Below are 21845 nucleotides of genomic sequence, written 5' to 3' on the forward strand. Positions count from 1 at the left end.
ATCGTGCAGGGAGTGAGTCCGCAGCCTGTGGCCCCGGCATCCGTGTCCCCGGTTCCGCTGCTGTCGGCGCGCGTGATCGCGTCCGCACTCGGGCAGTTCCCGCCGACCGACGAGCAGATCGCGGTGATCGAGGCGCCCCTGGCGCCCGCCCTCGTCGTCGCCGGGGCCGGCAGCGGCAAGACCGAGACGATGGCGGCACGGGTCGTGTGGCTCGTGGCGAACGGCATCGTCCGCCGCGACGAGGTGCTCGGCCTCACCTTCACACGCAAGGCCGCGGGCGAGCTCGCGGAGCGCATCCAGAAGCGCCTCGCACGCCTGGCGGAGTTCGAGCGCCGGGGTCTCCTGCCCGCACTGCCCGCGTTCGCGGGCGAGGGGCGGCTCGATGTGTTCGGCGAGCTCGAGCGGTCCGGCGCCGACGGCGCGCGGGCGACCGCGGAGCGCCACCGCCTGGTCGACGCGCTCGCGCAGACGGTGGGGGCTGTCCCGCAGGATTCCGTCGACGACGCGCTGCTGCACCGGCCGAGCGTTGCGACCTACAACAGCTTCGCCGACCAGATCGTGCGCGAGCACGCGCTCCGGATCGGACGCGATGCCGAGGCCGCCGTCCTCTCGGAGTCCGCGGCCTGGCTCCTCATGCGTCGCGTCGTGTTCGCCTCGGACGACCCGCGCCTCGAGGTCCGCGGCGAGGCGGTGCGCACGATCGTCGACGCGGCCCTGCGGATCGCGCGGGACGGCGTCGACAACCTCGTCGACTTCGACGCGCTGGCCGCGTTCCCCGAGCGCTTCCGCACTGTGCGGGAGCTGCCGTCGACGAATCGGCGCACCACGGTGTACGCCGAGGTCGCCGATGCCGCCGACCGCGTCGATGCACTCGCGCTGCTCGCCGACCTCGCGCGCGAGTACGCCGCGGAGAAGCTCCGTCTCGGCGTCATCGACTTCTCCGATCAGGTCGCCGGCGCGCTAGAGGTGGTCGCGAGCCACCGCGCGGTCGCCGAAGAGCTGCGCGACCGCTACCGCGTCGTCCTGCTCGACGAGTACCAGGACACCTCCGTCGTGCAGACCGACCTGCTGGCCACCCTCTTCGCCGGCACCGGGGTGATGGCGGTCGGCGATCCGCACCAAGCGATCTACGGCTGGCGCGGTGCCAGCGCCGGAAACCTCGGCGGCTTCTCAGCGGCCTTCGCGCCGGGCGCGGCATGCGCGCAGTATTCGCTCCTGACGAGCTGGCGCAACAGCGCCGCGGTGCTGACGGCGGCGAACGCCGTGCTCGCGCCGCTCGCCGCATCCGCCTCGGTCGCGGTCGGTGAGCTGCAGCCACGGCCGGGAGCACCCGCGGGCATGGTCGAGCTCGGCTTCGACGGAGACCTCGACACCGAGGCCGACCGCGTCGCCGACTGGTTCGCACGGGTTCGCGCCGAGCGCGCCGACGACGGTCGGTCGACCACGGGGGCGATCCTCTTCCGCAGCAAGAAGCACATGGTGCGCTTCGGCGACGCGCTCGGGCGCCGCGGCATCCCGCACCGCATCCTCGGACTCGGCGGCCTCCTGTCGACGCCCGAAGTGGTCGACGTCGTCTGCACGCTGCGCGTGATCAGCGACCCATCCGCCGGCTCCGCACTCATCCGGCTGCTGTCAGGGCCGCGGTGGGCGATCGGGCTCCCCGACCTGCGCGAGCTCGCGGCGCTGTCCCGCCGCCTGGCACGCCACGACACCGCGCTGCAGCCCCTCGCACCGGAAGTGGTCGAGCGCATCCGGGGCAGCGCGGGCGACGACGACGGGTCTCTCGTCGATGCCCTCGACTTCGTGCTGCGCCAGAAGCCGGATCACGGCTGGCTCGAGGGCTTCACACCCGCGGCGCGTGAGCGGCTGCGGGACGCGGCATCCGTCTTCGCGGGACTCCGTCAGGCGAGCGGCATGCCGATCCCCGAGCTGGTGCGGCTGATCGAGCTCGAGCTGCGGCTCGACATCGAGCTCGCGGCGAACGAGTCACGCGGCCCCGCGCGCGTCGCCTCGGCGCAGCTGCGGGCGTTCGTCGACGAGGTGCACGCGTTCCTCGCCGCCGACGAGACCGGGTCGCTGTCGAGCCTGCTCGCGTGGCTCGACCACGCCGAGCAGCTGGACGAGTTCGCGCCGCGCACCGAGCCGCCCGAGGACGATGTCGTGCAGCTGCTGACGATCCACGGATCCAAGGGTCTCGAGTGGGATGCCGTCGCCGTCGTGCGGCTCGTCAAGGACGAACTGCCCAGCGCACCCCGTGACACGAAGGCCTGGCTGGGCTTCGGCGTCCTGCCGTACGCGTTCCGCGGCGATGCGGCCTGGCTGCCGGCTCTCGGCTGGCAGTCGGCCGAGACGCAGCAGGATCTCAAAGAGGCGATCGAGACCTTCGTCGAGGCGAACCGGGCCCGGCAGCTCGAAGAGGACCGCCGCCTCGCCTACGTCGCCGTCACGCGCGCCCGCGATCACCTGCTGCTCACCGGTGCGACGTGGTCGGGCACCAAACGCCCGCGCACCCGCAGCACGTTCTTCGCCGAGATCGCCGAGGCGCTCGAGGTGCCGCTCGCCGACGACGAGCCCGGCGACGATCCGTACCAGGGGGAGCGGCGCGTGCTCCAGTGGCCGATCGATCCGCTGGGTGCCCGCAGGGCGGCGGTGGCCGGTGCTGCGGCCACGGTCGAAGCCGCGCTCGGCGTACCGCGTACCGAGATCGATCCACAGGCGGCGCTGCTGCTCGCCGAGCGCGAGGCGCGCCGTGCGCGCCCGGTGCACACAGCGCCGACGCGCATCGCGGCGTCGCGCTACAAGGAGTACGTGGCGGACCTCGAGGGCACACTCGCGGGCATCGCCCGGCCGATGCCCGAGCGCCCCTTCCGCCAGACCCGCCTCGGCACGCTGTTCCACGCCTGGGTCGAACAGCGCTCGGGGCGCGCGGGACTCGGCGGCTCGCTCGACGACGCGCTGTGGGAGACCGACGAGGACCTTCCCGGCACGGAGGCCTCGGTCGAGGACGCCGCCGCACTGGCGGCCCTGCGCGAACGCTTCCTCGCGTCGGAGTGGGCGGCGCTGCAGCCGATCGAGGTCGAGACCGAGATCGACTTCACCACCATCGGCCCCGACGGACTGCCGCACATCGTGATCTGCAAGCTCGACGCCGTGTACCGGCGCGACGACCGCGGCGGGCGCATCGAGATCGTCGACTGGAAGACCGGCGTCGCGCCGCGCACCCCGGCCGAGAAGGACGAGCGGATGCTGCAGCTCGAGCTGTACCGGCAGGCCTATCACTCGAAGCACGGCGTGCCGCTGGACGAGATCGATGTCGCGCTCTACTACGTCGCCGAGGACGTCATCCTGCGAAGCTGAGTCCCCGATGCGGGGCCGGGTCGGGGCCGCGCAATGTCGCGGCTTCGCCTCAGTCGGCCAGCCAGCGGCGCAGCGCCGCCTCGGATGCGCGCTCCGCCTCGGCCGCGGCATCCAGACCGCCGTCGCGGTCGTCGTCGCGGGGGCCGGACCCGTTCGCGCCGGCGCGCGTCGGCAGCGTGATGGGCGCGGTGGAGAGATCGTCGTCCGGGTGGATCGCGGGCAACTCCACCGCGGCCGGATCGAGATCGACGGGCCGGAAGGCGGCGAGCTCCTCGGCGGTGATCTCCTGCGTGTCGAAGGACTCCGGCGCGGGTGGCACCGGCCCCGTCTCGCGTCGCGCGTCGTCCTCGTCGGCGACCCACTGCGCCAGCTCCTCGGGGTCGTACGCATCGGTCTGCATCGACGTGTCGATGGTCGGCGCGCCCGCGCCGGGCGTGCGCTCGAGCAGGGCTATCGCGTCGTCGACGTCGAGTGCAGCCGACGAGAGGATGTCGTCGCCGGCGACCCCGCCGGCGAGGGATTCGAGCAGCTCGACCGCGTCGGCGACGATGTCGTCGCGGTCGGCGTCGTGGCCGTGCACGAGCCACTTCGCGAACTCGAGTTCGGCGTAGAGGCGTGCGCGCTCGCGCGACCGGGCATCGGGAGCGCGGCCGCTGCCGGCGACGTAGGCGGCGTAGACGTCATCGGCAGCGTCGGGGGCCGACGCGAGCCACTGCAGGTCGGTCGCGGGGTCGCCGATCGACAGCCCGTGCCACTCGAGCAGCCCGGTCACGGTGGGAACGCCGTCGAGGTCCTCGAACAGGAACGAGGCGGCTCCCGCGCCGCCGAGCACGACGGCGGACTCGAAGCGCCACAGCTCGTCGGCGTCGACGGCCCGGTGCCAGCGCTCGGCGAGGCTCACCGGCAGCCGGCGGGTCGCCACCGCGCGCTCGATCATTCGCGTGACGTCGGCGCGCACCTGCTGCGGGGTGCGGGCCGGCAGACCCTCGCTCTTGACGATCGAATGCGGAAGCGCATGCAGCGCCGCCAGCGCGGCACCGAGCGAGGTCGCCGCGCCGCGTCCGGGCGGCAGGTGCGCCGCGTCGACGCGGTAGCCGGGAAGGAAGTCGACGACGACGACCCGCGTGTCGCCGAGGCCCGCCTCGCCGAGGAGTTCGGGCGCGCGGAAGGGGAGGAGGCCCCTCACGCCGGGGGTGAGCGCGCGCAGCGCGCGCACTTCCGCGGCGAGTTCAGGAGCGGACGAGGCGTCGGCAGGGACGCGTACGACCACCCGCCGGCCATCGTCGAGATCGGCGACCGCCGCGTCGAATCGGCCGGCCGCTCCCTCGGTGAGGGCGCCGACTCCGACGACGCCGACCCGCGGGAGAGCCGACGTGACCGACGCGGCTAGAGTGAGGGGTGAGCGTGCCATGTGCCCAGGGTAGGTCGGTCGCGCTCGTCCGTCCCCGCGCCACGCCCGGCCCTGAACGACGAAGCGGAGCATGTTCGATGACGGCGCCCGACAGCACCAGCCTCAATCCGCTGGCGCACCCCGGACTCGATCGCGCGGCCGATCAGAGGCTGATTCCGGACCTCCTCGAGACGGCGAAGACGGATGCCGCGTCCCGCGTGCTCGTCGTGGTCGGCGACTCCGCACCGCTCGCCGCACCCGATGCCCTCGAATGGCGCACCCCCGCGGACGTGCCCGACGGGGCCGAGTGGGCGTTCCTCGGACGTGACGACGACGGCGCAGCTCTGCTCGCCGCGGTGTTCGCGTCGCAGGACGATGATCTGTTCGCCGCCCCGGCGGGCTGGGCGGGCCTGCGTACGGTGGGGGCTCTGCTGTCGCCCCGCGACGCCGGTGCGTTCGTCGAGGCGCTGAGCCTCGGACGCTGGCTCGTCGACGCGCCGTTCTGCCCGGCGTGCGGCACCCGCACGATCCTCGGTGACGCGGGCTGGTCTCGCCGCTGCCCGAACTGCGGGCGGCAGCACTTCCCACGCACCGATCCCGCGGTCATCGTCGCGATCACGAGCACGGCAGACCCCGATCTGCTGCTCCTCGGCTCGAACGCCCTGTGGGGTGCCGACCGGTTCTCGTGCTTCGCCGGCTTCGTCGAGGCCGGCGAGTCGCTCGAGGCGGCCGTCCGCCGCGAGGTGGCAGAGGAGTCCGGCATCGAGGTCGAAACGGTGACCTACCGCGGGTCGCAGGCATGGCCGTACCCGCGCTCACTCATGGTCGGCTTCCTCGCCGAGTCCCGCGACGATGCGGCGGCGCGTGCCGACGGCGAGGAGATCGCCGCGGTCCGCTGGTTCACGCGCGACGAGATCGGCCGGGCGCTCGCCGGCGAGGGCGACGTCGTGCTTCCCGGGCGGGCGTCCATCGCTCACCGGCTCATCGCCGACTGGCACGCGGAGCGGGCGTGAGCGCCCTCGCAGGGCTGGACGAGCATCAGCTCGAGGCGGCGACCGCCCTGCGCGGACCCGTCGCGGTGCTGGCCGGCGCCGGCACGGGCAAGACCCGCGTCATCACGCACCGCATCGCCCACGGCGTCGACACCGGCGCGTACTCGCCCGGACGCGTCATGGCGGTGACCTTCACGACCAAGGCCGCCGGTGAGATGCGAGGGCGTCTGCGCGCGATGGGCGTCGGCGGGGTGTCGGCCCGCACGTTCCACGCAGCCGCGCTCGCGCAGCTCAACTTCTTCTGGCCGACGCTCGCCGGGGACACCGCGCCGGGCATCGTCGACAACAAGGTGAGGATGCTCGCCCACGCGGCCGACGGGATCGGGCTCGCGCCCGACGTGGCGACGCTGCGCGACGTCGCCTCCGAGATCGAATGGCGCAAGGTCTCGATGCTCAGTGTCGACGCGTACGCGGCGGCCCGTCCGAACGGCGTCGGTCGCCTCGGGGTCGAGAGGGTGGTGGCGCTGCAGCACGCCTACGAGAAGCTGAAGGACGAACGCCGCCAGCTCGATTTCGAGGACGTGCTTCTCGCCTGCGCCGGCATGCTCGAGGCCGAGCCCCAGGTCGCCAAGGCCGTTCGCGAGCAGTACCGCCACTTCACGGTCGACGAGTTCCAGGACGTCTCGCCCCTGCAGAACCGCCTGCTCGAGCTGTGGCTGGGGGACCGCCGCGACCTCTGCGTCGTCGGCGACGCGAGCCAGACCATCTATTCGTTCGCCGGCGCCGATGCGGCCTACCTCCTCGATTTCCCCTCGCGCTTCGAAGGCGCCCGCGTCGTGCGCCTCGAGACGAACTATCGATCGGATGCCCCGATCCTGGCAGTCGCGAACGAGCTGATGCGAGGTCGTCCCGGGGCGCTGCACCTCTCAGCGGCCGCCGATCGCGACGCCGACGTCGAGTCGGCCCCCGTTCCGACGGTGACCGCGTTCGAAGACGACCGCGACGAGGCGCGCGCGGTGGCGGCGCGGATCACCGCACAGATCGCCGACGGCGCGGACCCGCGCCACATCGCCGTGCTCTACCGCGCTCATGCGCAGTCCGCAGAGCTCGTCGCCGCCCTCTCCGACGCGGGGATCGCGACGACGGTCCTCGGCGGCCGCCGCTTCTTCGACATGCCCGAGGTGCGGCAGGCGGTCATGGAGCTGCGCGCGGCCTCGGTCGCACCCATCGAGAGCGGCTTGGTCGACACCGTGCGCGACATCCTGCGCTCGCGGGGCCTCACGGACGAGCCGCCGGAGGCCGGCGGCGCTCTCCGCGACGCGTGGGAGGCACGAGCGGCTCTGCTGCGCCTCGCCCAGGAGGCGCCCGAGGGGACCACCCTCCGGGCGTTCGCAGACGAACTCACCGCCCGGGCCAAGGCGCACGACGAGCCCGCGATGCGCACGGTGACGCTGGCGACATTGCACGCGGCCAAAGGCCTGGAGTGGGAGCACGTGCACCTCATCGGCGTCGCGGAGGGCCTTCTTCCGATCTCGTACGCCACGACGTTCGAGCAGGTCGACGAGGAGCGCCGCCTCGCGTACGTCGGCGTCACGCGGGCTGGGCGAACGCTGTCGCTGTCGTGGGCTCGAGGCGTACGGGAGCGGCAGCCGTCGCGGTTCCTGCGAGAGATCGGCAACGGCACTCTGCGTGCGGGAGGTGCGACCGCACGTGCCGGTGCAGCGAGCCGGCGCGCAGGGTCACCGACCGGGTCCGGCCGGCCGAGGGGTTCCGCGCCCGCTCCGCGATGAGGCGTCCGGCCACCATCCCCGCCTCCCACAGCACCGAGGGTTCGCTCTCGACGGGGCGCCCGAGCAGCTGTGCAGCGACAGCGGGCCACGAGGGATCGCGGTCGCGACGGTGAGCCGCGACGCAGGCGAGGCATGCGCTGCGGCCGGGCTCCACGACGGGTCCGACGTCCGCGCCCGAGCCGGTGAGTGCGATCGGCACATGATCGACGTCGGCGGCCATGAGTGCGGCGGCCGCACCGGGCGCCACGACGCGATGCACGAGGAAGACGACGGCCGCAGCATCCGTGCCGGAGCGGATGCCGTCGAAGCGATGAGCGGCGTGGACGTCGTACCCCTCCGCGGCGAGCCCCGCGGCGACCGCGTCACGATGCCGGTCGGGCACTTCCTCGGCGCACTGGATCGTGACGCGGGGGCGTGCCGCGGCATCCGTCATGAGTGCTCGGCGTATACGCGACAGGAACCGTGACGCGGCGGACGCGTCCGGCGCACCGAGTGCCTGCGCGAAGGGGAGTGCAGCGCCGTCGGGGATGCCGCGCTCCAGCTCGCGCAGCAGGCGCTGCTGCCAGGGGAGCGGGTCGTCGAGGACCGCGACCGGGTCAGCGCCGAACTGGATCGTCGAGTCGGTCCGCCACACCGGGGGATACGAGGGGTCGAGTCGCAGCATGCGCCCGATCCTGTCGGAAGTCCGGGGTCCGCAACGCGTATCCACAGGCCGCGAGGCGTCTTCGCTGCGCCGGGACGGCCTGGGGAGGAGCCGGGACTCGACCCCCGCCCGCCGCTTACACGGGCCGGTGGTCGTCGGGAGCGCCGCTCTCGCCCTCGTCGCCCGATCCGTCGGACTCGGAGGGGGCATCGGATGCCTCGTCCGCGGCCGATCCGCCGGGATCTTCGCCCGCGAGCAGGCGCGCCAGGGCGTCGTCCATCTCGTCGCGCACCGGCTCCTCGCCGCGCGCGCGGGCCTCGAGGCGGGCGACGAGTGCCGCGGGATCGTCGATGTCGGACGCGCTCGGCATGAGGTCGGGGTAGTCCCACAGCGCGTCGCGCGCGGCCGGGCCGACGGCGTCCGTCACGGCGCGCCACATCGCGGCGGCCTCGCGCATGCGGCGCGGCCGGATCTCGAGGCCGACGAGGGAGCCCAGCGCACGCTCGGCGGGACCGCCGACGGCGCGGCGACGGCGAACGGCCTCCGAGATGCGCTGTGCCGAGGGGAGGCGCGAGGTCGCGTCCTCGGTGACGACCTCGACCCAGCCTTCGACCGTCGCGAGGAGGTTCTCCAGGCGGGCGAGTGCGGCCTCCTGGGCCTCGGAGCGGGCGGGCAGCAGCGCGCCGCTCTCGATCGCGCGGCGGAGCTCCTCGGGCTCGGACGGGTCGAAGCGCGTGGCGAGATCCTCCAGCGCGTCGGTGTCGACGTGCACGCCCCGCGCGAAATCGGTGACCTGCGAGATCACATGCAGGCGCAGCCAGCGCGCGTGACGGAAGAGGCGAGCGTGCGCGAGCTCGCGCGTCGCCACGTACAGCGCGAGCTGGTCTTCGGGCACCTCGAGGTCGCGCCCGAAATCGGCGAAGTTCTGGGGAAGGATCGCGGCCTGGCCGTCGGGCATCAGCGGGATGCCGACGTCGCCGCCGCTCACGACCTCCTTGGACAGGTTGCCGACCACCTGACCGAGCTGCGACGCGAAGAGCGAACCGCCGACCGTGCGCATGAGGCGCCCGGCGCCCTGCACGAGCCCCTGCATGTCTTCGGGCGCCTGCTCGCTCAGCGCCGAGGTGAGCGCGTCGGCGATGCTCGTGGCGACGGGAGCGGCGAGCTCCTGCCAGACGGGCAGCGTGGCCTCGACCCAGGCGCCGCGCGTGAGCGTCGCCGGGGGAGCCGGCAGCTCCGCGATCGTGGTCGCCTCGCTCAGCCACAGCGTCGCCAGCGCGAACGCCTGGTCGAGGTCCGTGCGCTGACCCGCCGTCACACCCAGGCCCTCCTGGTTGGCGATGTGCAGCGCCTGGCGCTTCGCCATGTCCCACGAGATGCCGGTCTCATCGGCGCCCTCGAAGGCCCCATGCAGCTGGCGTAAGACGGCCTGCATCATCGCAGGGTCGATGTTCATGCCCGACAGCCGCGACAGCTGCTCGGGGTCGAAGTCGCCCGCCGCACCGCCGAACAGCTGGCGGATGAGTTCCTGGAAGTCGTCCTCGGGGCTGGGGTCGCCCCCGCCAGTGACGTCGTCTGCCACTTCAGCCGCCTTTCAGCCGGTCGATGAGGTTGCGTTCTACGCTAGTCCCAGCATCCGTCGCACTCCCCGGCAAGGACCCCGAACGCCTTACGCCGGTCGCGAACGACCAGGCGCATCACCGACAAGGCACGGAAGAGAGGTCCCGCGTGGCCCTGTTCGACGAGAACACGACGATCGAGCCCGCCCCACGGCCGCGGATGTCCCGCCGCACGCTGGCCGGGGTATGGGCGCTCGCCGTCGCGATGGTGGTTCTTCTCGTCATCACGTTCCTGCCGACCTCCTACGTCATCCAGCGCCCGGGGCCGGTGTACAACACGCTCGGCACGGCGCAGAACGCCGACGGCGAGGAGGTGCCCCTGATCTCGGTCGAGGGCGCCGAGACGTACCCGACGGACGGGTCGCTCGACCTCCTCACCGTGCAGGTGCAGGGCAATCGCGAGCACACGCCGTCGTGGTTCGAGCTGGCCATGGCGTGGTTCGACCCGAGCCGGGCCGTCATGCCGATCGACGCGATCTTCCCCGAGGACCAGACCACCGAGCAGCGCAACGAGGAGAGCGCTCAGATGATGGTCGACTCCCAGCACGAGGCGACCGCCGCTGCTCTGACCGAGCTCGGCTACGACGTGGGCGGGACCCTGTCGGTCTACTCCGTCATCGACGGCGCCGCCGCTGAAGGGATCCTCGAGCAGGGCGACCTCATCCTCGAGGCGAACGGCGAGGAGCTCACGGATGTCTCGACGCTGCGCTCGGTGATCAACGAGGGGGAGGGCGCCCCTGTCGAGCTCCTCATCGAGCGTGACGGCGAGCAGCAGACGGTGGAGGTCACCCCGAAGGAGACAACCGACGACGCGGGGAAGACGACCTGGATCCTCGGGGTCAACCTCACGACGGACTACGACTTCCCGATCGACGTCACCATCCAGCTGAACAACGTCGGCGGACCCAGCGCCGGCATGATGTTCGCGCTCGGGATCATCGACACGCTCACCCCGGGGGAGCTCAACGGCGGGCAGCAGGTCGCCGGCACGGGCACGATCACCGCCGACGGCGAGGTCGGGCCGATCGGAGGCATCCGTCAGAAGATGTGGGGCGCGCTGGATGCCGGCGCCCAGTGGTTCCTCGCCCCCGAGGCGAACTGCGACGAGGTCGTGGGTCACATCCCGGGAGATCTGCGCGTGTTCTCGGTCGAGGATCTGGACGATGCGCTGGCGGTGCTCGACGCGGTGAGCTCGGACGGCGATCTCGACGCGCTCCCGACCTGCACGCTCAAGTGACCGCGCGGATCGTGCCCGAAACGTTGCGAGTTTCTTAGAGTTCGCCCAGGGAGGACAAGGCGGGCGCCGAGAATCGCGCGCCTAGGATGGGAACGTGACCACGACCTCCGCGCCGACTCCGGCCACACCCTCCCGCACCCGACGCGTCATAGCCATCACCCTGGCGATCATCGCCGCGCTCGTGGTGGCCTTCTTCATCTTCGCCAGCCTCTACGCGGACTGGCTCTGGTACGACCAGCTCGGGTTCTCGGAGGTGCTGCTCACCCAGTGGGTCGCGCGCGTCGTGATGTTCGCCGTCGGCTTCCTCGGGATGGCGGTGCCCGTGTGGCTCTCCATCCAGCTCGCGTACCGGCTGCGCCCCGTCTACGCACGGCTGAGCTCGCAGCTCGACCGCTACCAGGAGGTCGTCGAGCCGCTGCGCAGGCTCGCGATGTGGGGCATCCCGATCTTCTTCGGCTTCTTCGCCGGCTTCGCCGCCTCGGCCCAGTGGGAGACCACGTGGCTGTGGTTCAACGGCGTCGCCACCAAGACGACCGACCCCGAGTTCGGGCTCGACACCGGCTTCTACATGTTCGCCATGCCGTTCTGGAGCTCGCTCATCGGCTTCGCCTCGGCGGTCCTGCTGATCTGCCTGCTCGTCACGGCGCTGGTCTCGTACCTCTACGGCTCGGTGCGCATCGGCCAGCGTGAGCTCCGCATCTCCAAGTCGGCGCGCATCCAGCTCGCGGTGACCGCGGGTCTGTACCTGCTGGTGCAGGGCGCGAGCCTGTGGCTCGACCGCTACAAGACCCTCGTCGAGCCCGGCGACCGCATCACCGGTCCCGGCTACACGGGCGTCAACGCGATCATCCCCGGCCAGACGATCCTCGCGTTCGCGGCGGTCATCGTCGCCATCCTGTTCTTCGTCACCGCGATCATCGGCCGCTGGCGCTACCCGCTCATCGCGACCGCCCTGCTCGTCGTGTCGGCGATCGTCGTCGGCGTCGGCTACCCGTGGGTGGTCAACACCTTCCAGGTCCAGCCGAACCGCTTCGCCCTCGAAGAGGACTACTACCAGCGCAACGTCGACATGACGCACGAGGCGTACGGCGTCGACAACCTCGACCAGCAGGACTTCACGGCCGTCACCGACGTCGAGGCCGGCCAGCTGCGCGACGACGCGGCCACCACCGCCCAGGTGCGCATCATGGACCCCGCGATCATCTCGCCGAACGTGCGCCAGCTCGAGCAGTACCGGTCCTACTACCAGTTCGCCGACCCGCTGGACGTCGACCGGTACGACATCGACGGCGTCTCGCAGGACACCGTGGTCTCGGTACGCGAGCTGAACCTCGCGCAGCTCGGCAACGCCGCAGACTGGCAGAACTCCGCGGTCGTCTACACGCACGGCTACGGCCTCGTCGCCGCCAAGGGCAACGACCGCACGAACGAGGGCGACCCCGTGTTCCTCGAGCGCGGCATCCCCGCCTCCGGGTTCCTCTCCGACCAGGAGGACTTCCAGCCGCGGGTGTACTTCGGCGAGTACTCGCCGACGTACTCCATCGTCGGGGCTCCTTCCGGTTCCGAGCCGGTCGAACTCGACTACCCCTCGGGCGCGGACGGCTCCGGCGAGACAAAGACGACGTTCGAGGGCGAGGGCGGCCCGAGCCTCGGCAACGTCTTCAACAGGCTCATCTACGCGCTCAAGTTCCAGGCCGAGCAGATCCTGTTCTCCGACTACGTCAACGAGGACTCGCAGATCCTCTACGACCGCAACCCGCGCGAGCGCGTCCAGAAGGTCGCGCCGTACCTGACGCTCGACAACGACGCCTACCCGAGCGTCGTCGACGGACGCATCGTGTGGATCATCGACGGTTACACGCTGAGCGCGAACTACCCGTACTCCTCGACCGTCAGCCTCACCTCCGCGATCTCGGACTCGTCGAACCCGGCGCCGCGCTTCGCGCTCGACGACATCAACTACATCCGCAACTCGGTGAAGGCGACCGTCGACGCGTACGACGGCTCGGTCACGCTGTACGCGTGGGATGAGAGCGACCCGGTGCTGGAGTCGTGGCAGAAGGTCTACCCGTCGACGATCAAGCCGATCAGCGACATGTCGGCCGACCTGATCAGCCACGTGCGGTACCCGACCGATCTGTTCAAGGTGCAGCGCACGATCCTCGGCGTCTATCACGTCGACGATGCCCGCTCGTTCTACCAGAGCGACAACCGCTGGCAGACGCCGAACGACCCGCAGGAAGAGACGCAGCTCCAGCCGCCGTACTACCTGACGATGCAGATGCCCGACCAGGATCAGCCGACGTACTCGATGTTCACGTCGTTCATCCCGGCGGCGACGGCGGGCAACACCCGCAACGTCCTGATGGGCTACCTCGCGGTGGACTCGAACGCGGGCAGCGAAGCGGGAGTCAAGAGCAAGGACTACGGAAAGCTCCGCATGCTGGTGATCGACGCCGAGACGACGGTGCCCGGTCCCGGCCAGGTGCAGAACACGTTCAACTCGGATCCGCAGATCTCGGCGCAGATCAACCTGCTGAAACAGGGACAGTCCGAGGTGCTCAACGGCAACCTGCTCACCCTGCCGGTCGGCGGCGGCCTGCTGTACGTCCAGCCGGTGTTCGTGCAGTCGTCGACGGGCACGAAGCTGCCGAAGCTCCAGAAGGTGCTGGTCTCGTTCGGCGACAAGATCGCCTTCGAGGACACCCTGAACGAGGCTCTCGACACCCTGTTCGGTGGTGATTCCGGAGCCGACGCGGGTGACACCGACGTGCAGCCGACGCCGGGCGCCACGCCGGCGCCGACTCCCGAGCCGACGCCGGGCGCCACGCCGGCGCCGACGCCCGAACCGACGCCGACCGACGAGTACCAGGCGGCGCTGCAGGACGCGCAGCAGGCGATGCTCGATCGCCAGGCGGCGCTCGAGAAGGGCGACTGGGCCGCGTACGGCGCGGCCGACGAGCGCCTGACCGCCGCGGTCGAGAAGCTCATCCAGCTCGGCGAGCAGCCGTAAGCCGATAGCACGAAGGCCGGTCCCCGCGGGGGCCGGCCTTCGGCGTTCCTGGGCTATGCCGTGAGCATCGCGTACCAGATGAGCAGCAGCGTGACTGCGAAGCCCGAGAACTGGTTGAGCCACAGGAACCGGCGCCATCCGGTGGTCGCGGCCGCCGCGTCGGCGTCGGCGATCGAGCGGTACGGCCACACCGTCACGAGGTAGGGCACCACGAGCACAGCCGCGAGCGGTCCCGGCCAGGTCGTCGCGAGCATCGCGAGCCCTGCCGCGGCGTAGCAGGCGAGGGAGAAGCGCACCGTCCAGCGTGCGCCGCGCGCCGTCGCGATCGATGCGATCTCCGCTTCGCGGTCGGCGACGACGTCCTGCACCGCTCCGAACGCGTGGGAGGCGATGCCCCACAGCGCGAACGCGCCGATGAGCGCTACGAGGGCAGGCGTCCACGTGGCTTCCGCCAGGACGAGCCCGTACACGGCGGGGGAGAAGAAGTGGATGCTGCTGGTCACGGAGTCCAGGAACGGCCGCTCCTTCAGCCGCAGCGGCGGCGCGCTGTAGAACACGACGAAGAACAGGCTCGCGGCGAGGACGATCCACGACACCGCGGACCCGATCGCCACGAGATAGGCCACGAACGGCAGGCACAGCAGCGCGGAGGCCCACAGGGTCACGCGGTGCATCCGCCGATCGAGCACGGCACCGTGGGCGCCGCCCTTCCGCGGGTTGCGGAGATCCGACTCGTAGTCGAACACGTCGTTGATGCCGTACATCGCGAGGTTGTACGGCACGAGGAAGAACAGCGTGCCGAGCACGAGGGTCAGATCCACCTCGCGCGTGGTCATGACGTAGGCGGCGGCGAACGGGTACGCGGTGTTGATCCAACTCACCGGCCGCGAGGCGATGAGCAGTTGCCGGGCGACGGTGCTCGCGCGAAGGGGCGCCGCAGTGGTCACGAGGCCACCTCCTCGCGACGCGAGCGCGACGGCCCGAGCAGCGTGAAGACCGCAGGTACGAGGAACGCCGCGCACACCGGGTAGGCGAAGTCCTCGATCGGGGCGAGACCGATGCGCACCCCCGAGATCAGCGTCTCGGGGTACGTGAAGAGCCCCGCGGCGATCATGATGTTGTCGAACACGGCGGTGAGCACGACCAGAATGCCGGCGGCGATGACGGATGCCGTCATCCTGCGTCCGAACGCCGGGCGGCGGGCTGTCAGCAGCGCCACGAGTGCCGTGATGAGTACGAACGGCGCGACGATGAGGGAGTAGGTCATCGGGTCGCCTCCGAGCGCGGGGACGCAGCATCCGTCCTCCGCCGGTCTGTCAGGCGCAGGGCGCCGGACCACGCGACGAGGGCCAGGTAGCTCAGGAACGCGAGGAACACGGGCTCTTCGAGCGGGAGGTGGGGGGCGAGGTCGACGCCCAGCAGCAGGGCGCTGTCGCCCTTGACGAAGACGCCGGTGGCGATGCCGACGGCGTCCCACGCGAGGAAGAACGCGGTGCCGATGCCCACCGCGAGAGCCGTGCGTCCGGGCGCCCGCCACGCCGCGAGGCGCCAGCGCCGGTCGATCAGCAGCACGCCCACCGCGGAGACGAGGATGGCGGCGAGGTAGAGTCCCGGCACCGTCACACCCTCGCCGGCTCTGCGAGGGGACCGGGGGAGCGATCCCCCCGCAGACGCTTGACGACGAGCTCGGCCGAGATGAGGCACATCGGCAGGCCGATGCCCGGCAGGGTGGAGGCGCCGACGTACGACAGGCCCTCGACCTCGCGCGACGCGTTCCGGGGCCGGAAGACCGCGCTCTGACCCAGCGTGTGCGCGAGGCCCAGCGCGTTGCCGCGCCAGGCGCCGAAGTCGTCGGCGAAGTCGCCGGGGGCGACCGTACGGCGCACCACGATGCGCTCCGCCAGGTCGGGGATGCCGCACCATTCGGCGATCTGCGCGATCACCACGTCGGCCGCCGCCTCGATCGCCGCGTCGCCTCCGCCGTCGATGCCCCCGTGCCCCAGCTGGGGGTCTGCGGGCACGGGGACGAGCACGAAGAGATTCTCGTGCTCCGGCGGCGCCACGCTGGGGTCCGTGGCGCTGGGACGGCAGATGTAGAGCGAGGCGGGGGCGGGGATGCGCGGGCGGGCGCCGAAGATGTCGGTGAAGTTCGCGCGCCACTCCCGGGCGAACAGCAGCGTGTGGTGGGCGAGCTCCGGGAGCCGGCCCTCGACGCCGAGCATCACCAGCAGCGCGCCGGGGCTCGGCGTGCGCGAGCGCCACCACTCCTCGGGATACGTCTGCTCGGCGCGGGGGAGCAGCCGGGTCTCGGTGTGGTGCAGGTCGGCGCCCGACACCACAAGGTCGGCCGGCACGCGGTGTCCGCCGGCGAGTTCGACGCCGGTCGCGACGCCGGCCTCCGTGGTGATCGCGGTGACTCGCGCGCCGGTCTCGATCGCGACTCCGGATGCCTCGGCCAGGCGCGCGATCGCGCCCACGAGCTCGGTGAACCCGCCGCGCGGGTAGAGCACGCGATCGCCCAGGTCGAGGTGGCTCATGAGGTGGTACAGACTCGGCACGCCGTAGGGCGATCCTCCGAGGAAGACGGCGGGGTACTCGAGGATCTGACGCAGTCGCGGATCGGTGAACCGACGCTCGACATGGCGGGCGAGGCTGCGCGTCAGGAGGGGCGCGAGCCGCGGCATCCGTTTCAGCAGTGCCGGGTCTCGAAGGCCCGCGGTCGTCTCATAGGTGTCGTAGAGGAACCGCGAGACCGCGAGCTCGTAGGCGTCGGCGGCGGAGTCGAGGTACGCGTCGAGGCGGGCGCCCGCGCCGGGCTCGACGCTCTCGAAGAGTGCGGTGGCCTCGGCGCGGCCGGAGCGCACGTCGAGGGGGGATAGTCCGGTCGACGGATCCGAGTACACCCGGTACGCCGGATCCAGCGGCACGAGGTCGAGTTCGCGCTCCGCCGTCGTGCCGAGCAGCCGGAAGAAGTGGTCGAACACCTCGGGCATGAGATACCAGCTCGGGCCTGTGTCGAACCGGAACCCGTCGCGCTCCCACGACCCAGCGCGCCCGCCGAGTTCGTCGCGCGCCTCGAACACGGTCGTGTCCCATCCTTCGGACGCCAGTAGAGCCGCCGCGGCGAGTCCGCCGACGCCGCCGCCGATGACGACCGCGCGGGGCTGTCCGTCGACGAGCGTCATGCGCGCACCTCCCGCGGGGCGAAGCCCAAGAGCGCGCGGGCCGCGAGGCGCGCCTTCACGGCGTCGGGCACGCGCACCCGCTCCTCGGATCCGTCGAACGCGCGCAGGCGCACGGCGAGCTCGGCGAAGAGGTCGTGCGCGGCGGTCACCGCACGGCGGCAGTCGGCGGGAAGCGCCGGGATGGCGCTCGCTGCGACGGCCAGGTCGCGGTCGATGCGATCGAGCACGGCGGCGCGCTCCCCGTCGGCCGAGGACAGACCGAGGTAGTCGCGTCCGAGCACGGCCTCGTCGTGGTGGAGGTCGCGCAGGAAGTTGACGTCCTGGAAGGCGGCGCCGAGGCGCCGGGCGCCGTCGACGAGCTCGGGAGAGGGTGCGACCGGATGCTGCGCCCCGGCGTTGACGAACACCTGCAGGCACATCAACCCGACGACCTCCGCCGAGCCGTACACGTAGGCGTCGTGGGATGCCGCGTCGTGACTGCGCGTGCCGAGATCGGTGCGCATGGAGGCGAAGAAGGGGCGCACGAGATCCTCGCCGATGCCGCACTCGCGCGCCGTCCCGGCGAACGCGTGGACCACGAGGTTTGAGCTGAAGCCGCGCGCGATCGCCGCGAGCGTCTCGCGTTCGAGCTGGTCGAGGATCTCGCCGGCGACCTCCGGAGGCAGCCCGGCCTCTTCGGCGGGACCGTCCACGATCTCGTCCGCGATGCGCACCAGCGCGTAGACGTTGCGCACATGCGGTCGCGGTCGCGGCCCGAGCAGCCGGCACGCGAGCCCGAACGACGTCGAGTACCGCGCGATCACCGTCGCCGCAGCATCCGCCGCCGCCCGGTCATAGAGGGCGAGTCCCGTGGGGCTTGCGGTGCGCACGGTGCTCATGGGATCCGTCCTTCGATGCCGTCGGCGAGCGTGCGCAGGAGTGCGCCGGCTCGGTCAGGGAGCGCGGGGTCGTGCGACGCCGACCGCACGGCGGACAACGTCTCCTCGATGAGTCGCACCAGTCGCTGCCGCGCCCCGGTCTCCTCCAGCACGACCTGCGCCTCGCGCACGGCGACAGGGCCGGTGCGCGCGAGGGCGAGCGCCTCGTCGACGCGCGGCGCGGCGCCCGACTCACGGGCCAGCGCGACGAGCGGGGTGCGCTTGTTCTCGCGGAGATCGGGCCCGGTGTCGCGCCCCGTCTGCGCCGTGGTCCCGAACGCGCCGATGAGGTCGTCGACGAGCTGGAAGGCGAGCCCGAGGCGCCCGCCTGCCTCGCCGAGCACGCGCAGAGCGTCGCCGTCGGCGCCCCCGAGGAGCGCGCCCGCCTGGAGCGGCGCGCGGAACGTGTACACCGCGGTCTTGTTGAACGCCGTATCGAGCGTCGAGAGGCGGGATGGATGCCGCGCCGCGACGCTGTTCTCGACGTCGGCGAGCTCGCCCGCGGCCGAGATCAGGACGGCGTCGTCGAGCAGGGTCAGGAGCCGGTCCCGCGTCGCGTCGTCGGTGGGGGCCATCGCGACCAGGCGGAAGGCCTCGTGGAGCAGGATGTCGCCGGCCAGGATGGCGGCGGCGTCGCCCACCAGCGCCGCCCCGTCCGGGTCGGCGCCGTCGTCCTGTGCCCGCCGGCGGAACTCGCCGCCGATGTTGGGCACGCCGCGCCGCATCGTGTCGTGGTCGATCACGTCGTCGTGGACGACGAACGCCGTGTGCAGAAGTTCGAAGGCGGCCGCGACAGAGAGGACGGCGGACGTGTCGGCGTCGCCGGTGCGGAATGCGGCGAAGGCTGCGGTGACCAGGGCGGGACGCAGACGCTTCCCGCCCTGCGCCGCGCGCGTGATCGCGTCGCCCAGGGCGCCGAACGCGGGGCCCAGCTCCGACGCGCGCTCGCGGATGCGCGCGAGCGCCCCGTCGATCGCGATCCGCAGGTCGGGGTCGGCTGCCGCGGGGATCATGACGCGCGTCTCTCGCGCGTAGGCGTCTCGAACAGGTGGAGCTGCTGGGCCTGGAGCACCAGCCACGGACTGAACGCCCACGGGGTCGCCTCGATCGAGATGGCGAGCGCTTCGGGTTCGACCCACTGCGCGTCGACGACTTCGAGCGGGTTGAGCACAGGCTCGTCGTCGGTGTAGGCGGTATAGACCGGACACACCTCGTGCTCGACGATGCCGTTGGCGTCGGTGGCGCGGTACCGGAACAGCGGGAGCGCGACGGTGAGGTCGGTCAGCGTGAGCCCGAGTTCGAAGTCGGCGTGGCGACGGACCGCCGCGAGCACCGGCTCGGCAGGTCGCGGATGCCCGCAGAACGAGTTGGTCCAGACACCGGGCCACGTCCGCTTCGTGAGCGCCCGGCGGGTGATGAGCACCTGGCCCTCGCCGTTGAGCACGTGGCAGGAGAACGCGAGATGCAGGGCAGTATCGGGACCGTGCACACTGGATTTCGGGGCCGTGCCGATGGCGCGGCCGTCATCGTCGAGCAGGACGACGTGGTCGGTGTCGGGCATCCCATCATTCCTCTCAGATTGCTAGCTAAACTAGCAATACCTCGTGTGCGATGCTACAACGGGTCGGAAGGAACGTCCACGATGTCCGAGCGATGGCTGCCACAGACGGAACATGAGCACGCGGTGATGCGTGTGCTCACGTCCATCCGCGCCGTCAGCGACGCCATGGAGCGCATGCACAGCGGCATGAAGGGCGACATGGACATGAACGCCTCGGATGTCGCCGCCCTACGGCTGCTCATCATCCGCGAGCGACAAGGGCGCTCTGTCAGCCCGCGCGACATCGCCCGCCACCTGCGCATCTCGACCGCATCGACCACGAAGCTGCTCGATCGGCTCGTGGATTCCGGGCATGTCCAGCGCCGCCCGCATCCCAGTGACGGGCGGGGGCGCGTGGTGGTGCTCACGGAGGACGCGCGCAATGCGTTCTTCCGCGTCTTCGGCGACCGGCTGCGGGCGATGCGAACCGTCGCGCTGGACTACGACGAGGCGGAACTCGGGGTGATCGCGCGGTTCCTCGACGATCTCTGCGGCGCGATGGACCCGGAGGACTGAGCACGCCGCGATGAGTTCGGCCTGTACGACCGCGCCGCACCGCACAAACGAAGGAAGGGCGCCCCATGACGGGACGCCCTTCCTTCGTTTTCTGTTGCGGGGACAGGATTTGAACCTGCGACCTCTGGGTTATGAGCCCAGCGAGCTACCGAGCTGCTCCACCCCGCGGCACAAGGAATAGCCTAGCACGGGGTTTGGGGTGCTCGTGACACAGGGGCGGTCCGCTTGCCCCGATCGCCGACGGCGGGCAAGGATGAACTCATGTCCACAGAGCGCGACACCGACCCTCGAGACGACCGCGTCGACGGCCGCGACGAGACGCCGGAGGAGCGCGCCGACCGCAACTGGAGCGAGGTCCTGCAGGAGGTGCGCGTCCTGCAGACGGGCACCCAGATCCTCACGGGCTTCCTGCTCGCGCTGGCGTTCCAGCCGGCCTTCGGCGACCTCACCGATTCCCAGAAGTCCTTCTATCTCGGACTCGTGGTCCTCTCCGCGCTCAGCTCGATCATCGCGCTCGCGCCGGTGGCCCTGCACCGGGCGCTCTTCCAGCAGCGGGCCAAGGCCGAGGTGGTGCACTACGGCCACTATGCGCTGGTCACCGCGCTCGGAACCGTCGCCGTGCTCCTCGTGGGTGTCGTGGCGTTCGTCTTCGACGTCGTGCTGGGCGGGTCGGCGTTCTGGTGGGCCCTCATCCCGCTCGGGCTGCTGGTCTGCGCGATGTGGCTGGTCGTGCCCGCGATCCTCCGTGCGCGACGCCGGACGAACGGAGCACGACGATGACCGAGACGCTCCCCGTCGCGGTGGCGCAGTTCGCGCCGACGGCCGAGACCGCGGTGAACCTCGAGTCCATCGCGCAGCTCGTGGCCACGGCATCCGATCGCGGAGCCCGCGTCGTCGTGTTCCCCGAATACTCGAGCTACTTCGTCGACCCGTTCGACGAGTCGCTGGCCGCCAACGCCCAGGAACTGGACGGCCCGTTCGTGCAGGCGCTCACACGATTCGCGGCGCAACACGACCTGACGATCGTCGCCGGGCTCCTCGAGCGCGCCAGTGACGGCACGCGCGTGCGCAACACCGCGGTCGCGGTCGATGCGACGGGGCTGATCGCGCACTACCGGAAGCTGCACCTGTACGACGCATTCGGCCAGCGGGAATCGGACTGGGTCGAACCCGGTGAGCCCGGTGAAGCGCAGACGTTCGAACTCGGCGGACTCCGGTTCGGTCTCATGACCTGTTACGACCTCCGGTTCCCCGAAATCGGGCGGCTGCTCGTCGACGCCGGGGCCGACGTGTTCCTGGTGCCGGCGGAATGGGTGCGCGGTCCGCTCAAGGAGCACCACTGGCGCACCCTGCTGCACGCCCGCGCGATCGAGAACACGGTGTTCGTCGCCGCTGCGGACCATCCGCCGCCCCTCGGCGTGGGCAATTCGCTCGTCGTGGACCCGCAGGGCGTGGAGCTCGCGGCCGTCGGCACGTCGACCGACGTCGCGGTCGTCCATCTCGACGTCGGCGCGATCGAGCGCGTGCGACGTGTCAACCCCGCGCTGACGCTCCGTCGCTTCGGCGTCGGCCCGCGCTGACGCCGA

Annotated in this window: 17 protein-coding genes and 1 tRNA gene; 8 read left to right on the top strand and 10 right to left on the bottom strand. The window is 71.5% G+C overall.

Going from position 1 to position 21845, the window contains the following annotated elements; all coding sequences use genetic code 11:
• The first annotated feature begins 3 nt into the window (after nucleotides 1–3).
• Complete coding sequence (locus ACLBXX_RS07340; protein ID WP_447657578.1) at nucleotides 4–3357, top strand: ATP-dependent DNA helicase; 3354 nt, start codon at nucleotides 4–6, stop codon at nucleotides 3355–3357.
• 49 nt (nucleotides 3358–3406) lie between these two features.
• Here ACLBXX_RS07340 and ACLBXX_RS07345 read toward each other — a convergent pair whose 3' ends face one another.
• On the bottom strand, nucleotides 3407–4768 hold the full coding sequence (locus ACLBXX_RS07345) for a phosphotransferase (protein WP_447657497.1): 1362 nt from the start codon (nucleotides 4766–4768) through the stop codon (nucleotides 3407–3409).
• A 77-nt stretch (nucleotides 4769–4845) separates the two neighbouring features.
• Between ACLBXX_RS07345 and nudC the strand changes: the two genes are divergently transcribed.
• Entirely contained in the window at nucleotides 4846–5760 is a 915-nt protein-coding gene (nudC, locus tag ACLBXX_RS07350; protein ID WP_447657498.1) for an NAD(+) diphosphatase, read from the top strand.
• The gene (locus ACLBXX_RS07355; protein WP_447657499.1) at nucleotides 5757–7529 is read left to right on the top strand and encodes an ATP-dependent helicase; all 1773 of its coding nucleotides are present in this window, start codon (nucleotides 5757–5759) and stop codon (nucleotides 7527–7529) included. The genes nudC and ACLBXX_RS07355 overlap by 4 nt, the downstream gene beginning before the upstream one ends.
• A 779-nt stretch (nucleotides 7530–8308) precedes the next feature.
• On the opposite strand, the gene ACLBXX_RS07360 is transcribed toward ACLBXX_RS07355, so the two are convergent.
• Nucleotides 8309–9754: a zinc-dependent metalloprotease gene (locus ACLBXX_RS07360; RefSeq protein WP_447657500.1), complete on the bottom strand. Its 1446-nt coding sequence runs from the start codon at nucleotides 9752–9754 to the stop codon at nucleotides 8309–8311.
• A 146-nt stretch (nucleotides 9755–9900) separates the two neighbouring features.
• Here ACLBXX_RS07360 and ACLBXX_RS07365 point away from each other — a divergent pair, with 146 nt between their 5' ends.
• On the top strand, nucleotides 9901–11028 hold the full coding sequence (locus ACLBXX_RS07365) for a YlbL family protein (RefSeq protein WP_447657501.1): 1128 nt from the start codon (nucleotides 9901–9903) through the stop codon (nucleotides 11026–11028).
• A 94-nt stretch (nucleotides 11029–11122) separates the two neighbouring features.
• The gene (locus tag ACLBXX_RS07370) at nucleotides 11123–14041 is read left to right on the top strand and encodes a UPF0182 family membrane protein (protein ID WP_447657502.1); all 2919 of its coding nucleotides are present in this window, start codon (nucleotides 11123–11125) and stop codon (nucleotides 14039–14041) included.
• Between the two features lie 53 nt (nucleotides 14042–14094).
• Here ACLBXX_RS07370 and ACLBXX_RS07375 read toward each other — a convergent pair whose 3' ends face one another.
• The 7 genes from ACLBXX_RS07375 to idi are packed head-to-tail and all read right to left on the bottom strand — an operon-like array spanning nucleotide 14095 to nucleotide 19704.
• Nucleotides 14095–14988, bottom strand: coding sequence for a prenyltransferase (locus ACLBXX_RS07375; protein WP_447657503.1), 894 nt, complete (start codon nucleotides 14986–14988; stop codon nucleotides 14095–14097).
• Nucleotides 14985–15308 (bottom strand): lycopene cyclase domain-containing protein, encoded by a 324-nt coding sequence (locus ACLBXX_RS07380; RefSeq protein WP_447657504.1) that lies wholly within the window; start codon nucleotides 15306–15308, stop codon nucleotides 14985–14987. Before ACLBXX_RS07380 ends, ACLBXX_RS07375 begins: the two co-directional genes overlap by 4 nt.
• A complete protein-coding gene (locus ACLBXX_RS07385) occupies nucleotides 15305–15658 on the bottom strand; it encodes a lycopene cyclase domain-containing protein (protein WP_447657505.1) in 354 nt (117 codons plus the stop codon). Before ACLBXX_RS07385 ends, ACLBXX_RS07380 begins: the two co-directional genes overlap by 4 nt.
• Nucleotides 15659–15660: 2 nt before the next feature.
• Nucleotides 15661–17226 (bottom strand): phytoene desaturase family protein, encoded by a 1566-nt coding sequence (crtI, locus tag ACLBXX_RS07390; protein WP_447657506.1) that lies wholly within the window; start codon nucleotides 17224–17226, stop codon nucleotides 15661–15663.
• Nucleotides 17223–18104, bottom strand: a complete 882-nt coding sequence (locus ACLBXX_RS07395) for a phytoene/squalene synthase family protein (protein WP_447657507.1) — start codon at nucleotides 18102–18104, stop codon at nucleotides 17223–17225. The genes crtI and ACLBXX_RS07395 overlap by 4 nt, the downstream gene beginning before the upstream one ends.
• Nucleotides 18101–19156, bottom strand: a complete 1056-nt coding sequence (locus tag ACLBXX_RS07400; protein ID WP_447657508.1) for a polyprenyl synthetase family protein — start codon at nucleotides 19154–19156, stop codon at nucleotides 18101–18103. Before ACLBXX_RS07400 ends, ACLBXX_RS07395 begins: the two co-directional genes overlap by 4 nt.
• Complete coding sequence (idi, locus tag ACLBXX_RS07405; RefSeq protein ID WP_447657509.1) at nucleotides 19153–19704, bottom strand: isopentenyl-diphosphate Delta-isomerase; 552 nt, start codon at nucleotides 19702–19704, stop codon at nucleotides 19153–19155. Before idi ends, ACLBXX_RS07400 begins: the two co-directional genes overlap by 4 nt.
• Here idi and ACLBXX_RS07410 point away from each other — a divergent pair.
• Nucleotides 19687–20259, top strand: a complete 573-nt coding sequence (locus tag ACLBXX_RS07410) for a MarR family winged helix-turn-helix transcriptional regulator (RefSeq protein ID WP_447657510.1) — start codon at nucleotides 19687–19689, stop codon at nucleotides 20257–20259. The genes idi and ACLBXX_RS07410 overlap by 18 nt on opposite strands.
• A 94-nt stretch (nucleotides 20260–20353) precedes the next feature.
• Here ACLBXX_RS07410 and ACLBXX_RS07415 read toward each other — a convergent pair.
• A tRNA-Met gene (locus ACLBXX_RS07415) sits at nucleotides 20354–20427 on the bottom strand.
• 93 nt (nucleotides 20428–20520) lie between these two features.
• Between ACLBXX_RS07415 and ACLBXX_RS07420 the strand changes: the two genes are divergently transcribed.
• Complete coding sequence (locus tag ACLBXX_RS07420; protein WP_447657511.1) at nucleotides 20521–21039, top strand: DUF6328 family protein; 519 nt, start codon at nucleotides 20521–20523, stop codon at nucleotides 21037–21039.
• Entirely contained in the window at nucleotides 21036–21839 is an 804-nt protein-coding gene (locus ACLBXX_RS07425) for a carbon-nitrogen hydrolase family protein (RefSeq protein ID WP_447657512.1), read from the top strand. Before ACLBXX_RS07420 ends, ACLBXX_RS07425 begins: the two co-directional genes overlap by 4 nt.
• The last annotated feature ends 6 nt before the right edge of the window (nucleotides 21840–21845 follow it).

The organism is Microbacterium sp. C23T (assembly GCF_053345975.1).

Excerpts from the sequence above, each read along its gene's own strand:
- ACLBXX_RS07345 (WP_447657497.1), bottom strand. The coding sequence starts at position 4,768 with ATGGCACGCTCACCCCTCACTCTAGCCGCGTCGGTCACGTCGGCTCTC.
- nudC (WP_447657498.1), top strand. The coding sequence starts at position 4,846 with ATGACGGCGCCCGACAGCACCAGCCTCAATCCGCTGGCGCACCCCGGA.
- ACLBXX_RS07380 (WP_447657504.1), bottom strand. The coding sequence starts at position 15,308 with ATGACCTACTCCCTCATCGTCGCGCCGTTCGTACTCATCACGGCACTC.
- crtI (WP_447657506.1), bottom strand. The coding sequence starts at position 17,226 with ATGACGCTCGTCGACGGACAGCCCCGCGCGGTCGTCATCGGCGGCGGC.
- ACLBXX_RS07395 (WP_447657507.1), bottom strand. The coding sequence starts at position 18,104 with ATGAGCACCGTGCGCACCGCAAGCCCCACGGGACTCGCCCTCTATGAC.
- ACLBXX_RS07400 (WP_447657508.1), bottom strand. The coding sequence starts at position 19,156 with ATGATCCCCGCGGCAGCCGACCCCGACCTGCGGATCGCGATCGACGGG.
- idi (WP_447657509.1), bottom strand. The coding sequence starts at position 19,704 with ATGCCCGACACCGACCACGTCGTCCTGCTCGACGATGACGGCCGCGCC.
- ACLBXX_RS07420 (WP_447657511.1), top strand. The coding sequence starts at position 20,521 with ATGTCCACAGAGCGCGACACCGACCCTCGAGACGACCGCGTCGACGGC.
- ACLBXX_RS07425 (WP_447657512.1), top strand. The coding sequence starts at position 21,036 with ATGACCGAGACGCTCCCCGTCGCGGTGGCGCAGTTCGCGCCGACGGCC.